Source organism: Fulvivirga marina (genome assembly GCF_016775155.1).
In the GTDB taxonomy this organism is placed as follows: Bacteria; Bacteroidota; Bacteroidia; order Cytophagales; family Cyclobacteriaceae; genus Fulvivirga; species Fulvivirga marina.
This window is the reverse complement of the sequence record NZ_JAEUGD010000066.1, coordinates 1,120,932-1,137,201: the sequence shown is the minus strand read 5'-3', so window position 1 is coordinate 1,137,201 and position 16,270 is coordinate 1,120,932. Positions and strand designations below refer to the sequence as shown.

Genomic DNA, 16,270 nt, shown 5'->3' with positions numbered 1-16,270 from the left:
TAAAAACATCTAAATCTGTTGAAAAAGAAAACCGTCCCAAAATGACTTTTGAGACGGCCTCTTTTTTGTAATACGTTGAGAGTTTAAATTTTATATGCTCTTACAGTAAATCTTAAGACTACTCACCCTGTAGGGCATAGTTGTTGTAGGTTCAACTTCTGACCCAGCACCTTTGATATGTTTGCTCTCTTCAGAAGTTATAAAACTTTTAATTTTCAATGATTCCAGTTTGAGGTTTCGCTTTTTCATAAATACGACGGTTGATATGTGTTAAATTCTGAGATTACGGTCTTTAAACGGCTAATACTATTCAAGGGCGTTGGGTCTATAAAGCTGTCATCTACTTCCGAATCGTCTAATTGATCATTATTTGAAATTCTACCACCTTTAATGTATATGGCATTGTTCAGACTGGTAATGTAACTTTGTACCTATAATGCATTAAGGCTTAATCTTCTTTTTTCATAACGCACAATAATGTATTAGGTTTCTGAAATTTACAACTTTATGAGGGAGGAATATCTGGCTGTTTTCAGGTAAACAAAAAAATAACGGTTTTCAGGTATGTACTAACTTATTTGAGAGATAACTTCCTTGCTATGAGGTAATGAAAGGTCAATAATAATATTTGTCCCTTTGCCAATACTGGTGTCTATGGTGATTTTTCCATCCAGAGCAGCAACGCGTGACTGAATGTTTTTTAGTCCTATACCAGTTTGTTTGCCATCGTTTCTGAACCCTGTTCCATCATCCTCAACCATTAGGTTGACGTAATCATCATGCATGGTTAAGTAAATACTGATTTCACTGGCTTTAGCATGTTTAATTGCATTTGTTACTAATTCCTGTATAATCCTGTAAATATCAACCTGAATGTTTTTATCAATAGCCTCAATCTGTTTTTTTGGGTAGAACTCATAATTAACTACTATTTCACGGTTGCCAACAATCTCGTCGACAAAGTTTTTAATTACTTCTGTTAATGCGGAATTATGTAATATAGGTGGTATTAAGTTATGAGAAATCATTCGTACCTCTTCGCAAGCATTATCTAACTTAAAAGTAATATCAGTTAACCTTTCATTTAGGGGGGTATCTTCAGTTTTGAGGCTAAGAAGATTCATCTTTATACTGGCTAAGGTGCCGCCAATACCATCGTGAAGTTCCTGTGCAACCCTTTTTCTTTCGTTTTCCTGGCCTTCAAGTTTGTTTTTAATAGAGTTGAGCTCCTGATCTTTAAGTAATTCTGTTATTTTTTGACGACTAATTTCTTCTTTTTGAGTATGTATTAGCCTTAGACTCCTCTGTTTATTGTTGTAATTTATCAATACCAGGACCATTGAAAGCATAAGCAGGATGGAGCCAATAACCAACGCTAAAAGGATAATATTCTTCTTTTCAGCTTCGTGTTGAAGTATAGATATCTTTTGCTCATTCTGTTTGGCTTCAAATTGGTTTTGAAGTATGAGTACTTCACGGTCTTTTTCCAGGTTAAGTAGACTGTCTTTTAATAAGTCAAACTTTTGATAGTAGTTATACGCCTGTTTATAGTTGTTAAGTCGAGCATATGATTTAGCAATTGTTTCATAAAACTCTATTTCGGTATCATGGTCATGCATGCTTTTGGCCAACGTTAATCCTTCCTGAAGGTAGGCGATAGCCTTGGTGTTGTCATGTTGTAGTCTTTTGAGTATGCCTAGGTTTAGAAGAGATTGGCACTTTACTTTTTTGTCATTGTATTGGTTTGAGTGATCCAGTGCCTTTTTTAGATATTGATCTGCCTCATGATATTTTTCGAGATGAGTATTTGTTTTTCCTATATTTAACTCTCTAATGGCGAGTCTTTCAGGCATATTAATTTCATCAAGTATTTTAATGGATCTGGAGAAATACTCTAATGCCTCAGAGAAGTTATTCTCCTGATAGTATGAAACACCTATGTTGTTCAGGATTCCGGTAACTTGATCATATCTTTTTAATTTTTCAAAAACAGAAAGAGACTGTTCATAGTAATGCCGAGAGTTGTTATAATGTTTTCTTTTCAGGTAAAAGTTGCCAATTCTGTTCAATGTTGCAGCTGTCCCGCTTTCGTGAGAAATTGATTCAAACCTTTCTAAACCATCCATATATGCTCGCAAGGAGTTGGCATAATTCCCTTGTGAGAGATTTACAGAGCCAAGAACATTGTAGGCCAAAGCCATATGCAGGTCGTCCGCAATACGTTTCGATAATGCTATAGCATCTTGGCAAAACTGTTTTGCAGAATCCAGGTTCCCTGTTTGGGCATGAATAAGGGCTCGTGTGATATAAGCCGAGGCTTCAGTTGAGGTCAGTTTGACCCTTCGACTTTCTACCAACGCTTTATTGTTTACTTTTATGGCCTCCTCAAAGTTGGAATATCGCAGTATGGAGGATAACTCTACTATAGCTTCAATTCTTAATGAATCGCTTATTTTTTTATTCTCAATTAGATGGTTAAGACTATCAATAGCCTTATTTTGCGCACTCACTATCATGTTCCAAAGTATGAATCCGCTCAGAATGAGTATTTTAAGTCTATTCATTCTACTATTCCGGCTTTAACAGCATACTTAATAAGTCCGGCCATGTTTTTGGCCTTTGTCTTGCGCATGATATTCTTTCGGTGGCTTTCAACTGTGTGCAGGCTTATAAAAAGCGTGTCAGCTATTTGGTTGGTAGTAAATTCAGAAGATATTAACTTTAATATTTCAACCTCGCGTTTTGTAAGCCTTACGTTTACATTTTCATCACTTTCTTCCATGCCTGTAATTCCGGCCATTATATTGTTTTTCACACTTTCACTAAAGTATGCCTGCCCATTGGCTACATGTTCTATGGCTTCAATTAGCTCTTCTTTACCCGTATTTTTAAGTATATAACCGGTTGCTCCATTTTTAAGTATTCTCTTTATGCTTTTGCTATCACTATGCATTGAAAGCACTAAAATGTGAACATTGGGGTATTTTTTCTTTACCTCTTTGCATAACTCTTCTCCATTGAGGTTAGGCATACTTATGTCGGTGATCAATACATTGATATTGACATTCTGCTGGAGTAGTTCCAGTGCTTGATTTCCATCGCTGGCACAAGCAGCAATTGATATTTTTGGAGAATCTTTCAATAGGGAAACTATACCATCAAGGAATAATTTATGATCATCTACGATCATCAGTTCTATGGTTTTTGCCGTAGAATCAAGCATAGTACAGGGATTGAAATGTGCTAAATAATAGGGCTAATATAGCAAATACTTCAATTGGAGGCCGTGGAAAGTTAGATCTTAAACTTACAAGGTGTGTAAATGCGGGTTTTTAAGGGTTGTAATTTAAAAATACCTGTCATGTGGTAAAATTGAAAATAGCCGTATTCAGGTATGGATTTTTATCAGCTAATCAAGAAGCTATAGCTTATCCCTAAAAACTGATACTTTGAACATAAACTTACTAATAGATTTTTACACTAGGAGAGCAATATGTATTTTGGTACCCCATAAAAGAGCTATGCCTAACACTGAAGAACAAATACAACTTAGGAGCGAGGAAGTACAAGAAATACTGAGCCATATACCACATTGGCTGATTAGGTGGGGTATTACCCTCGTTTTCATAATTATACTCATATTAATAGCAGCGAGTTGGTTCATAAAATACCCTGACACTGTAGCTGCCCAGGTCGTACTAACTACACAAACTCCTCCGGTACACCTGGTAGCCAGGTCTAACGGGCGGATTAGCTTGCAGGTTGAGGATAAACAATATGTAAAAGAAGAGGCATTGCTGGGTGTAATTGAAAACCCGGCTTCTACGGAAGATGTATTAAAGCTGGACAGGCAACTTGAAAAAATACGGACATTAATATATAGAAGGCCCATAGATATTGAGGCCATTAAGTTGGATGAGTCTCTGAATTTAGGTGCTCTGCAAAGTACATATTCTTCGTTTAGTTCAATTGTAGAAGATGCAAAACGATACATTGCTATTTCTTTTTACCATAATCAAAGAGAAGCACTTAGTAAACGAGTGAAGTACTATAGAGCCTTAAACAAAGGCCTAAATGAACAGCTGGCATTGGTGGATGAGGAAATAAAAATATCAGAGACTATTTACCATGATGATTCTCTGTTATATCAACGCGGCGCGGGTACCAAACCAGTTATGAACCGGTCTAAGGCTAGTCATTTGCAGAACAAAAGGAATAAGGAGAGTATTGAATCATCCATTATTCAGAATAGCATTCAAATTGCACAGTTGCAAGGGCAGATTAACGAACTCATACTGAAAGAGGAGCAGGAAACGGATCAAATGTTCACGAGCATGGTTGAAGCGCTTGAGAAATTGGAAAGTGACCTTATAGCATGGAAGCAAAACTTCCTGTTGTTAACACCTGTTGAAGGAAAAGTGGCATTTTCAAAGTTCTGGAGTGATAATCAGTATGTTCAGGCAGGTGAGGAAGTGATGACTGTTGTGCCAGAGTCGGAAAATGTGATAGGAAACGTGGCAATGCCGGTACAGGGGTCAGGTAAGGTAGCGGTCGGTCAGAAAGTGAATATTATGATCAATAATTACCCTTCAAATGAGTATGGTATGGTTATAGGTAAGGTAGAGTCCATATCGCTTGTGCCTAGAGATAATTTGTATAGTATCAGAATAAGTCTGCCTGATGGATTGAAAAGTACTTATAATAAACAGCTGGATTTTAAGCAGGAAATGCAAGGAACAGCTGAGATTATAACTAAAGATAAGAGGTTGATAGAGAGGGTATTTAATCAATTAAGGAACATTATCGACAGGGTCAATTAGTCAATTTTATCCTCTCTTAAATAATAGAAATTTTAAAGCAGGTTATTTTAACCTGCTTTGTTTTTTTATATAAAACCCAAATAAACTATAGAATAAAAGTCTTAGTTCATAACTTTAGACATAGATACATGGGGAAAATAGAATATTCCTCAGTTCTTGTTAAAGTTCAATATCCCTGAATACCATTAGGATTTTGAAGGGTGAAAAACACTAAAATTGCACCTTATGGGTAACACGTTAACAGCCTACACTACTAATAGTAAAAAAACTATGCAACTATTTCCATATGCCCTGATCAGGGTTGGAGGTGACTCGTTTGAAGAATGGGCACGGTTGAAATTTCCTGAATCAGATGAAATAGTGAATGCCATATGCGAGCTTCATCAAAAGCAAAAAGAATCAAAGGAAGTATTGTGTGATAGTCTATTTGAGTTTATAAGTAGCAGCAAAAGTGCTGAAGTTCAGAATATAGTTCAGAATCTGAGAAGAGATATATTCAATGAGAGGAAGCTGAAAAATAGTAAATTGAATAAGGCTCTTGAGGTGCTTCCGCAATTACTTAAAGAAGATCTTCAAAGTTATGTTCAATTGCTAAAGGAACTAAAAGAGAAAGCTCAGGCTGGGGAGTCCATCTACGCGGATGAGCTCAAAATGGGTAGAGAGGATTTAAAGAAACTGGTTAACTCAGATCTTCTTAAGAAGGGGTTGATTTTGTCTAGTCGAACATTATTAAATCGTCTGGATTCTTTCCAAAAAAGACCAGTGGATAAATTCAGAAAGAAGGAACACCAGGTTGAACAGAGTCTGCTTCAGTATCTGACACGTATGTATGCGAAAACGTCACCCTTCAGTACATTTACTAATCTGTCTATTGGTAAAATAGATGAAAGTATGCAAGGTATACAGATCAATACGGTGAATGGGCAACAGGTGACAGGCCATATCAGGTTAAACAACTATTTGTTGAAGTTTATAATGGACCTGCTAAAAAACTATAGACCTTCCTATATTTTGTTTCCTCTGCGTTGTAACCCAACCTACCAAAATCGAGGTGATCACTTTTTATATCTTACTAATAATAATAATATTGAATCCTTCCAGCGTATACCTTATAACCCTGTTGTAGAGCATATAGCGGGCGTAGTTCAAGAGTATACCGAAGGCATCAGGTTTTTAGATCTTATTGAAAGTCTGCAAAATGATATTGATGCTCCTGCAGAGGAAGTTGAGAGTTATGTTAAGCAATTGGTGGAGTTCGGCCTTCTGGAATATAATATAGGAGTTTCTGGTGTTGACCCTGACTGGGATGTAAAACTTATTGAAGCTTTGGGTAGTCAGGCGAAACAAGGTGTAAAGTATATAAATGAACTATTGGAAACGCTGAAGGCTATCAGAAAACTGGGGAACAAATATGCCGAAAGTGATGTGAAAGGTCGACACGATTTACTACAAAATGCATATGATGAGTTTAGGGCTATCTTTATGAAGATACACGAAGAAGCTGGTTTGCCTGCAGATGAAAGAAAGACAGAGAAGGAGTTAATAGAAGAGGCAAAAAAGAAAAAGGAAGAGGAGACGAAAAAAAAAGATGACAAGAAAGAAAAGGAGGTTGAAGAAGAAGGGAAGGAAGAGGAAGTAACCTTTAAACATGAGACCTCTACTTACTTTTCTATGAAACCTGAGCAGATATTTTACGAGGACACTACTCGTGAGGTCAATGCATTATTGAGTAAAGGGGAAATACATGAGGTTATTTCCCAACTCAATGAGTTGCTCAATGAAATGAGGTTTTTCAAGGGCAATGAGGATGAAAAGTTGAAGATGCAGGTATACTTTCTAAAAAAGTACGGTGAGCAAGAAAAGGTGGATTTACTTACCTTTTATGAAGATTACTTCAGGGAGTTTAAGAAGCCTGAAAAGGAGCGGGAAGAGCAGAGAAAGAAGAAAGCTCGTGAAAAGCAAAAGCAAATAAAAGAAGCAGGTGGTTCCGATAAGGTTAAAGGCGAACAGGATGCTAAACAGCGTGTAGATAAAGATCAGGAAAAGGATACGGTTGATGAGTTTGAATTACCAGGAGGGAAAGAGAAGAAGGAGAGGGTTCAAAATTGGAGAACAGCAGTGAAGGAACAGCTTAGCAAGACGGTGCAATGGAATGAGAATGAGATAATTGTTGACCAGACTCCTGTTCAGCATGCTAATGAGAAAGTTGGATTCATAGATACTGCTGGAGAAGCCAATTCTTATGGGTCATTTTTACAGTTCTATTATGAAGAGGGTAAGCTTAAGGCCAGTGTTAATAGTACATTCCCTGGTTATGGCAAAATGATGAGCCGCTTTCTTCACATTTTTCAGCATGAACTAACGGAGGAAATCAGGAACAGGAATGTTGAGCTGTGCGATGGTGATTCCATTTTTATTGAAGATTGTGATGCATCATACTTCAACGCTAACCTGCACCCTACACTTATGCCTTATGAGGTATGGATGCCAGGGGGGCATAATTCTTTGCCTGCGGATAAGCAAATTCCCATCACCGACTTTTGTGTCATGTATAATGCTGATGCGGGGGAACTAAACCTGGTTCATAAGGCTACAGGCAAAAGAGCTTATGTTTTTGACCTGGGTTTTCAGGGGCATGGAGGCAGGTCGCAACTGTTCCAGCTCCTTGAAAGGTTTACAAAAGCAGAATACCTGTTTACCCAGCCTTTAGTGAATGTTGTTAATCAGTTTAATACACCCGACGAGGATAAGGAGAAATCAGCTGCAAAGTATAAAATAAGTGTATTGCCTCGGATCATGTATAAAGATGTGTTGGTTTTACAAAGGAAATCATGGCTGGTTCCTAAAGCGCTATTGCCTCAGAGACACCCGAACGACAGCGATTGGCAGTACTTCAAGAATGTCAACATCTGGAGAAAGGATAATAACATACCTGATGAAGTATTTGTGTTTGTTAATACTAACCGCTGGGGAGATGAGGGTATGGATGAAGATGCTATGAAAAAACTGACTAGAGATGATTACAAACCACAGTATATTGACTTTACCAATCCGTTGTTGGTCCATTTGCTGGAAAAGCTGATCGATAGGGTGCCAGCCAGTATGAAAATAGTGGAAATGCTTCCTAACTCAAAACAGATGCTTAAGGTTGATGACTCCAGGTTCGTATCGGAGTTTGTAGTTCAATGGTATAATAAATAAAAAGAAAATAATGTCTCAAAAAACCAATTCCACACCTGATAAAAAATGGTTGGCAGCTTTTCTGTACTATGCTGAGCCTTGGGAAGAGTTCCTTATTCAAGGAGTAAAACCTTTGATAGACCAGGTAATGGGAGAAAAACTCGCCGATCAATACTTTTTTATCAGATATTGGGAGAAGGGCCCACATATCAGGCTAAGGTTTAAAGGTAATCCCAATGTGCTTGAAAAGAAGGTAAAACCACTGATTATAGATCATTTTAATAAATACTTCAAAAATGTTCCTTCCGAAAGGCAGGATCCCGATTGGTTAAAGGAAGCCTCTGAGGAATATAAATGGTACCCAAATAATTCTGTGCAATTCATTGAATATGAACCCGAAACAGAACGTTACGGAGGGGAGCATGCTTTACAGGTTTCTGAACGACAATTTCAGGCCTCATCAGACGCTACTCTGGCCATTGTAGAAGATGGACTTGAGGCTTGGGATTATAACAGAGCTCTTGGAGCTGCTATACAGCTTCATCTGGGTTTTGCTCATGGTGTTGGCATGGATCAGCAGGAAGCGTCAAAGTTCTTTTCAGATGTGTTTCAGAACTGGTTGCCCAGAGCCTATTACTTTTTTGAGAAGGATATATCAAAGGAGGAACTGGCAAAGAGAAAGGAGGAGACACTTAAAGCTTTTGAGAAAAACTTTAAAGGTCATAAAGAAAGTCTCATTCCATTTTTTGAGACTGTGTGGGAGGCATTTGAAGAGGGGCAAAGTTTTGATCAGGAATGGCTGAATAATTGGCTTGTGGACATGAAAAGTATAAAGTCTGACCTGCAAGCATTGCAGGAAGATAAAAAACTTATTGCCCCCCAACGCTACTTATCAAAAAGAGATGAGGAAGTGCCTGCCGAGACGCAAGAGTTGTGGGCTATTTATGACAGTTACATACACATGATCAACAATAGAATGGGCATTATGAACCGTGACGAAGGGTATCTTGCGTATTTGGTAAGAGAAAGTATTAAGGCTTTAAGAAATTCAGTAAACAATGGATAGAAATAAATATTTGGAGGAAGCGATACGGATAGGAGATGAAATACTCCGGAGAGTTGAAAAAACTGATGAGGGATATGTCTGGAAAACTATGACTTCTACAGGGGATTTTGAAATTCAATGGGTGGTTTCAGAAAGCTTGTACTCTGGTACAGCAGGTATTGTATACTTCTTTTTGGAACTCCACCGAAGAACAAATGATGATAAGTATTTGGAGGCAGTAACTGAAGGGGCGCGGTGGCTGGAAAACTATTGTGCTACCAACAGCACTGAATATTATGCTTTCTATACCGGAAGAATGGGGGTTTCATACCTGATGCTGGTTCTTGCCGATTACCTGAAGGATGAAAGTTATAAGGCTAAGGCCCTGAAGATAGCAGAGGGATGTGAAGCTTTTTTACATACTAGTCGCAAGGTTGATGATCTGATCAATGGGTATTCTGGTGCATTATTATGTCTTTTACACTTGCATGCAGCTACCGGAGATGAGGGAGTACTTAAGAATATAGAAAGTTATACTCGTCGATTAATTGAACGTGCCAATATAACTCCACATGGTTTTTATTGGGATCGAGTAGGTACCAACATTAAAGGTCTTTGTGGTTTTTCGCATGGTGCATCCGGAATTGGCTACGTCTTTCTTGAACTGGGTAAATATTTTGATAATGAAAGTTTTTACTGGATAGCCAAGAGAGCTTTTGCCTATGAAAACCACTTTTTTCATGAGGAGTTTAAAAACTGGCCGGATTTCAGAAGAGGGTTTTACGATGAAAAAACATTGAATGAGAATAGAGATAAATATCTAAACGGCGAGAAAGATTACTTTTTGCTGCCTGGAGATATGTCGGCCTGGTGTCATGGAGCGCCTGGGATAGGATTGTCCAGAATACGGGCATATGAGGTGCTAAAGGATGATATATACAAGAGAGATATCGACAGAGCGGTTGAAAAAACGGGAATAGCAACTCTTGATGGTGAAATGTCAGTTGCATCATGCATACTTTGTCATGGAATAGGAGGTAATGCCATTTTGTTCCTGGAGGCAGCTAGAGTCCTTGGGGATACTACCTACATTGATATGGCTAGGCAGGCAGGGGACAGGGCTCTTGATTATGTCGCGGAAAAAGGGAAATACCTTTCAGGGTATTCATTTGCCGGTACTGATAATGATATTAGTTTGTTTATGGGAGATAGTGGCATAGGTTACTTCTATTTGATGCTATCAGATGAAAAACAGGAAAAAGCGAGTATACTGAAGCCAGATTTAAATCAAGTATTTAGTGGAAAAGTTGACGGAGAGTTGGCCTCCGGTTATGAGGGAGTTTTTGTCAGATTAGCCAATGGTCTTTATCCCTTAACATTCGAAAAAGTCAAAAAAGATATTGATTTAAATATCCTTAAAGGTGGAGGCTCGTTTATGCTTAAACTAAGGCAGGCCATTCAAAATGCGATTTCTGCCAAAGATGATGATGCTATTCAGCAAGTGTGGGAGTACGAGCTTAAAAAGGAAGAGCTAGACAGTGCCATAGAGAGTCATTCGTATAACAGGATACGAAGAATTGTAGAGATAGAGAAAAATCAGGTATGCTTAAAGACTGAGGCTGAGCTTATCCATACGCAACTGGTGTTGCCAGAAGAGCATGTGTTACTTGAATTACCAGAGGAGGTTGCCAAAGATAATGAGGGTGAAGAGTATGCTATATTTATTCCAACACCAGAGTTTTTATTAGAATTCCCATTAAACGATTTTGCATACACCGTGATTAAAAAATTTGAGCAGCCAAATAGAGTTGAACAGGTAATAGTGGAAATGGTTGATGAATTTGAAGTTACCGAGCAGTCGGAGATTGATCAGGTCAAAGAGGTAACAATTTATCAAATCACTGAAGCGCTGCATCAGGGAATATTGTTTATAGATCATTCTCCGGTTGTGCATCAATAAGAAAAAGCAAAGCTGAGCGATGGCTCAGCTTTGCAAGGAACTGTTTGCTCACAGCAGGCATCCCATGGATATTGCCTAACTATCATAGAAGTTGCACTAATAGGTGATTACTCACCTATTATATTGTCCTTCCCTTTTTTACTCATGTCTGTAGAGAAGCTTTTAAACTACACAGGCGTAAATACATTGATTTTTTATAGAACTACCCAGTCTGAAGGTTTAGTAGTCCGCTGATATAAAACATTTTACAACTCTTTACGTATTACTATTATGTATGACATAGTACTGTGTTAAATAAGTATGCTATGGTTATGCAACCTTCAGGCATGTGTGGTAGTCTTTAGGAAATAAGGCAAACAGGTCAATAGTCAACAAACTCAAATAAATTACCATGCTGAAAAACTACCTCAAAATCACGATTAGGAGCCTATTAAAGAGCAAGACCTATGTAATTATTAATGTATTCGGTCTGGGCATAGCAATGGCATGTTGTATCGTAGCATATATCAACTACGATTACAACGCAAGTTATGACCAGCAGCATGTAAATGCAGGCAATGTCTACAGAGTAAACTTTATCAGAGACTTTCAAGGCAATAAGACTAAAAATGGTATAGCCCCTATGCCGTTGGGAGAAAGTATACGTGACAATATAGCCGGAGTGGGCAGGGTAATACGCTATATTCCCTATGGGAGTAATATTAGAATCAAAGATGAACTGTTTAGGACAGATATTGCCTATGCGGATGAGGGGTTGTTCGACCTTTTTAATTTTCCGTTGAAATCCGGCGTTAAGAGTGACTTTGGTGATAAAACGAAGATATTTATTAGCAGCGAACTGGCGACTAAGTATTTTGGACAGGAGGACGCACTTGGAAAGCAAATAACGCAGGTGCTAGATAGCAGCACACTTGAATTTATTGTTGCTGGAGTATTCGAGAAAATGCCTTTAAACTCTAGTATACAGTTTGATGCGCTTTTTCATTTTGATAGTTTTTTCGATGCTTATGACGAGTATGATGAAAGTAACTGGAAGTACTGGAATACCCTTTTAATTGAGGTGGAGGATAAGTCTAAAATTCCGTTCATAGAAAGTGAACTTCAAAAGTATAAAGCCAACCAAAACAAAGCTAAAGAAGATTTTATGGTGTCCGAGTTTTACCTCGACCCCTTTGAGGGGATAGCTATCCGATCTGAGTTGGAAGATGTACGGAACCATTGGTTTAGAAATAGCCTGCCCACTGCCGCTGTCGTTGCGCCGGCTGTTATGGCATTCCTGGTGTTACTCATAGCTATATTTAACTTTACCAATACTGCCATAGCCATGTCTAGTCGTCGGTTGAAGGAAATAGGTATCCGTAAAGTGATGGGGAGTCGTCGTAAACAGTTGATTGGGCAGTTCATGGCAGAAAATCTTACCTTATGTTTTTTAGCAGGTATTGTAGCTATTCTACTGGCAGAGATACTGGTACCAGCCTATAACCAGATGTGGGAATTCATGGAACTGAATATGGATTACCTGGGTAATGCAGGTTTTTTTCTTTTTATGTTTGGATTGTTGATCGTTACAGGCCTACTGGCAGGAAGTTATCCAGCCTTTTATATCAGCAGTTTTGAACCAACTAGTATATTGAAAGGTACTACAAAGTTTGGCGGTATTACTGGTTTTACAAAATTGCTGCTAACCCTCCAATACAGCATTTCATTGATCGCTTTGATATCAGCGGTAGCATTCATTCAAAATGCTAAATATCAGGAGGAGATAGATCTTGGCTTTGACCGGCAAGGGGTTATATATACCAATATCAATGGAGAAAATGAATATGAAGTTTATAAAAATGCCCTGGCAGGAAATAGTGATATAGAAGCTATAACTGGTACAAAGCACCATATTATGTCAACCTATATCAATGATCCTGTTCGCTTTGAAGGTGCAGAGCGAGAGGTAGATATTATGGAAGTGAGCGAAAATTACATGGACATCATGGGAATGACGCTGCTTGAGGGAAGGCAGTTTAAAAGAGATTCGGAAACGGATAGGAGTGAATCCGTGATTGTGAATGAGACTATGATGACAGCTTTTGGATGGGATAATGCTATTGGTAAAAAAGTGATATGGAGAGATACCGTGCAATTATATGTAGTAGGTGTTTTTAAAGATTATTATGGTAACGGACTCTGGGATGCTGTGGATCCGGTTATGTTGAGGCTAAATAAACCCGAAGAGTATAGTCGCATACTTGTCAAAGCTGATGCTAATAAGTTGGTAGCAGTTAATGAATTTATGGAGTCTAAATGGAGAGAAGTGTTTCCTAACAGACTTTATAATGGTCGTTATATGGATGAGGAGTTGAAGGAGGCGGCCACTGTGAATAATAATATATTGAAGCTGTTTATATTCTTGGGAATAATAGCCACTCTTCTCTCAGCATCAGGACTCTTCACCATGGTATCTCTGAACATCATAAAGAGAATGAAGGAAATTGGAGTAAGGAAAGTGTTGGGGGCGTCTGTTGGTAATATCGCAAAAAAATTGAATAAACAGTTCATCATCATTTTAGTCATAGCTTCATTTCTGGGGTCACTGACTAGTTATTACATGGTAGATTCCTTGATGGCCAGCATATGGACTTATTACACAGGAGCGGGAATGATAACCTTTTTGGCGGGCATTGCACTGATCACAATTGTTTCTGCTTTAACCGTTGGCTTTAAGGTGTACAATGCAGCATCTATGAGTCCTGCACATACATTAAGAGATGAATAAAAAGGAGACAGGGTGTAACTTCTAGCTGGTTTATAGCGTCTTACGAGTACTCAATTAACAACAATAACATAATGGTCAAAAATTACATCAAGGTTGCTTTGCGCAACATAACCAAACACAAGTTTTTCTCAATTATTAATATATTGGGTCTAACGATAGGTGTCGCCGCCTGCTTGTTCGTAACCATGTATATTTACGATGAGCTGAACTATGATCACTTTCATGTCAAAGGAGAGCGGATATACAGAGTAAACCTTCATGGGAAGTTGGGGGGACAGGAAATTTATACGGCAAGTACCAGCTTTCCGATGGCAAAAGCTCTGGTGGCGGAAATTCCTGAAGTTGAAGAAGCCACCCGTGTAAATGAAATGGGGGAGTGGATATTCCGTAATGGAGACCTTGCCTTTAATGAGGAGGGTATCATGGCTGCTGACTCTAATTTCTTTAGCGTTTTTAGCTTTAAACTCCTGGAAGGAAATCCGGAAACAGCACTTAAAAACCCTAATAGCCTGGTTTTGAGTGAAGCATTGGCTCATAAATATTTTGGAGATGAGTCTGCTCTGGATAAATCACTGTCTATCGGTAATGATAAAACTGAGTATAAGATTACGGGGGTAATGGAGAATAGTAGGGGAGATTCTCATTTAAAATTTAATGCGTTACTTTCAAGTAGCTCTTTTCCTTGGATGAATAGAGGCAATTGGTTAAGTAATAGTTTGTTCACTTACTATGTGCTCAATGAAAAAGGTACCTCCAAAAGTGTGGATGAAAAGCTTGCGCCCATAACGGAACGAAACGTAACTCCGGTTCTGCAAGAGTTTATGGGAAAATCGTTAGAGGAGTTCAGGGCTGAAGGTGGTATCTATGACTATTATAGTTTCCCTATGTATGATATTCATCTTCAATCGGAGGTGCAGGATGAAGCAGAACCTCCAGGTGATATATCATATGTTTTTATACTAGCCGGCATTGGCATTTTTATAGTTATACTAGCCTGTATCAATTTCATGAACCTGACCACAGCGAAGTCGGCAGGTAGAGCTAAGGAAGTAGGTCTCAGAAAAACGCTTGGTTCGCTGAGAAGTACACTCATTGCACAGTTTCTGACTGAATCCATGATTTACTCCATTAGTGCGGCCTTGCTGGCGCTTGGGGTGGTTTATGTACTATTACCATCATTTAATTTGTTATCAGGAAAGACTTTAACATTTGGCATACTGGGCGAACCTTCAATAGCCTGGGTTTTAGTAGCGCTCGTGTTGTTTGTAGGCATTTTGGCGGGGAGTTATCCTGCATTTTATCTTACTGGCTTTAAGATCACGGAAGTGTTGAAAGGTAGATTAAGAGCAGGTATGAAAAGTGGTTCTATACGAAGTTTCCTGGTTACATTTCAGTTTTGGATTTCAATAGTGCTTATCATCTGTACTGTGGTTGTATATCAGCAGTTGCAATATGTGCAGAATAAAAATCTGGGTATTGATAAAGAGCATATCCTGATCATTGAAGATACCGACAGACTGGAAAATAATAAAATGGCCTTCAAAAATGATCTGGATGCTGGTACCGGTATTTTGGGTACGAGCTATTCTAATAATATGGTTCCGGGGGTAAATAACACTACTATTTTCAGGGCTGTGGGTGATGAGCGAGACCATATTATGGCTACCTATTTTGGTGATTATGATCACTTAAAAACCCTTGACTTTGAACTGGTTGAAGGAAGGTTCTTTTCAAGAGATTTTCCTTCCGATTCGGGTGCAGTGGTACTGAATGAAGCTGCTGTGAAAGAGTTGGAATGGGAGAATCCATTAGAGGAAAAAATAATAAACTTCAATGGTGATCAGCCTGTTGAAATGAGAGTGGTAGGGGTTGTTAAGGACTTTAATTTCGAGAGTTTGAAGATGAATGTGAGGCCTCTTGTAATTCAGCTCACTAAAGAAGGCAATATTTTATATGCCAGATTTTCAGGAGAAAATCCGAACGAAGTGATCAATACTATAGCGGGCAGGTGGGAAAACTATGCTCCGGGAGAACCTCTTCAATACTCATTCCTCGATGAAGATTATGATGCATTATTTAGAGCAGAGCAAAGGTTAGGGATGGTTTTTACGGTCTTTACCATCATTGCTATATTCATAGCCTGTCTTGGGTTGTTTGGTTTGGCGGCCTTTATGGCTGAGCAGCGTACCAAGGAAATTGGCATTCGCAAAGTAATGGGAGCAAGCGTTTGGAGTGTGACTTCGCTGATGTCCAAAGAGTTTGCGAAGCTAGTCATTATAGCTTTTGTGTTGGCTATATATCCAGCTTATTATGCCATGGATCAGTGGCTTAATGGTTTTGCTAATCGGGTAGAGATCAGCATGTGGATATTTTTAATCAGTGGGATGGTGGCCTTTTTGATAGCCTGGCTGACTGTAAGTTACCAATCTTTAAAAGCCGCGAAAGTTAATCCAGTGAAGTCGCTTAGGTATGAATAATTAAATTCAAGTTAAGAGATA

9 protein-coding genes are annotated in these 16,270 nt (G+C 38.6%); 6 read left to right on the top strand and 3 right to left on the bottom strand.

Annotation, left to right across the window (positions count from 1 at the left end; translation table 11 throughout):
* Positions 1-90 precede the first annotated feature (90 nt).
* The 3 genes from JMN32_RS24760 to JMN32_RS24750 form a co-directional block, all read right to left on the bottom strand.
* Entirely contained in the window at positions 91-249 is a 159-nt protein-coding gene (locus JMN32_RS24760; RefSeq protein WP_202859068.1) for a pinensin family lanthipeptide, read from the bottom strand.
* 320 nt (positions 250-569) lie between these two features.
* Positions 570-2,564 carry an ATP-binding protein gene (locus tag JMN32_RS24755; RefSeq protein WP_202859067.1) on the bottom strand — a complete coding sequence of 665 codons (1,995 nt, stop codon included), beginning with the start codon at positions 2,562-2,564 and terminating at the stop codon, positions 570-572.
* Positions 2,561-3,223 (bottom strand): response regulator, encoded by a 663-nt coding sequence (locus JMN32_RS24750; RefSeq protein WP_202859066.1) that lies wholly within the window; start codon positions 3,221-3,223, stop codon positions 2,561-2,563. The genes JMN32_RS24755 and JMN32_RS24750 overlap by 4 nt, the downstream gene beginning before the upstream one ends.
* A 298-nt stretch (positions 3,224-3,521) precedes the next feature.
* Here JMN32_RS24750 and JMN32_RS24745 point away from each other — a divergent pair, with 298 nt between their 5' ends.
* The 6 genes from JMN32_RS24745 (at position 3,522) to JMN32_RS24720 (ending at position 16,249) form a co-directional block, all read left to right on the top strand.
* Positions 3,522-4,820 carry an HlyD family efflux transporter periplasmic adaptor subunit gene (locus JMN32_RS24745; protein ID WP_202859065.1) on the top strand — a complete coding sequence of 433 codons (1,299 nt, stop codon included), beginning with the start codon at positions 3,522-3,524 and terminating at the stop codon, positions 4,818-4,820.
* A 225-nt stretch (positions 4,821-5,045) separates the two neighbouring features.
* The gene (locus tag JMN32_RS24740; protein ID WP_202859064.1) at positions 5,046-8,021 is read left to right on the top strand and encodes a lantibiotic dehydratase; all 2,976 of its coding nucleotides are present in this window, start codon (positions 5,046-5,048) and stop codon (positions 8,019-8,021) included.
* Between the two features lie 10 nt (positions 8,022-8,031).
* On the top strand, positions 8,032-9,066 hold the full coding sequence (locus JMN32_RS24735; protein WP_202859063.1) for a thiopeptide-type bacteriocin biosynthesis protein: 1,035 nt from the start codon (positions 8,032-8,034) through the stop codon (positions 9,064-9,066).
* A complete protein-coding gene (locus tag JMN32_RS24730) occupies positions 9,059-11,005 on the top strand; it encodes a lanthionine synthetase LanC family protein (protein WP_202859062.1) in 1,947 nt (648 codons plus the stop codon). Before JMN32_RS24735 ends, JMN32_RS24730 begins: the two co-directional genes overlap by 8 nt.
* Positions 11,006-11,396: 391 nt before the next feature.
* Complete coding sequence (locus JMN32_RS24725) at positions 11,397-13,772, top strand: ABC transporter permease (protein ID WP_202859061.1); 2,376 nt, start codon at positions 11,397-11,399, stop codon at positions 13,770-13,772.
* A 71-nt stretch (positions 13,773-13,843) separates the two neighbouring features.
* Positions 13,844-16,249 carry an ABC transporter permease gene (locus tag JMN32_RS24720; RefSeq protein WP_202859060.1) on the top strand — a complete coding sequence of 802 codons (2,406 nt, stop codon included), beginning with the start codon at positions 13,844-13,846 and terminating at the stop codon, positions 16,247-16,249.
* Positions 16,250-16,270 lie beyond the last annotated feature (21 nt).

Excerpts from the sequence above, each read along its gene's own strand:
- JMN32_RS24760 (WP_202859068.1), bottom strand. The coding sequence starts at position 249 with ATGAAAAAGCGAAACCTCAAACTGGAATCATTGAAAATTAAAAGTTTT.
- JMN32_RS24755 (WP_202859067.1), bottom strand. The coding sequence starts at position 2,564 with ATGAATAGACTTAAAATACTCATTCTGAGCGGATTCATACTTTGGAAC.
- JMN32_RS24750 (WP_202859066.1), bottom strand. The coding sequence starts at position 3,223 with ATGCTTGATTCTACGGCAAAAACCATAGAACTGATGATCGTAGATGAT.
- JMN32_RS24745 (WP_202859065.1), top strand. The coding sequence starts at position 3,522 with ATGCCTAACACTGAAGAACAAATACAACTTAGGAGCGAGGAAGTACAA.
- JMN32_RS24740 (WP_202859064.1), top strand. The coding sequence starts at position 5,046 with ATGGGTAACACGTTAACAGCCTACACTACTAATAGTAAAAAAACTATG.
- JMN32_RS24735 (WP_202859063.1), top strand. The coding sequence starts at position 8,032 with ATGTCTCAAAAAACCAATTCCACACCTGATAAAAAATGGTTGGCAGCT.
- JMN32_RS24730 (WP_202859062.1), top strand. The coding sequence starts at position 9,059 with ATGGATAGAAATAAATATTTGGAGGAAGCGATACGGATAGGAGATGAA.
- JMN32_RS24725 (WP_202859061.1), top strand. The coding sequence starts at position 11,397 with ATGCTGAAAAACTACCTCAAAATCACGATTAGGAGCCTATTAAAGAGC.
- JMN32_RS24720 (WP_202859060.1), top strand. The coding sequence starts at position 13,844 with ATGGTCAAAAATTACATCAAGGTTGCTTTGCGCAACATAACCAAACAC.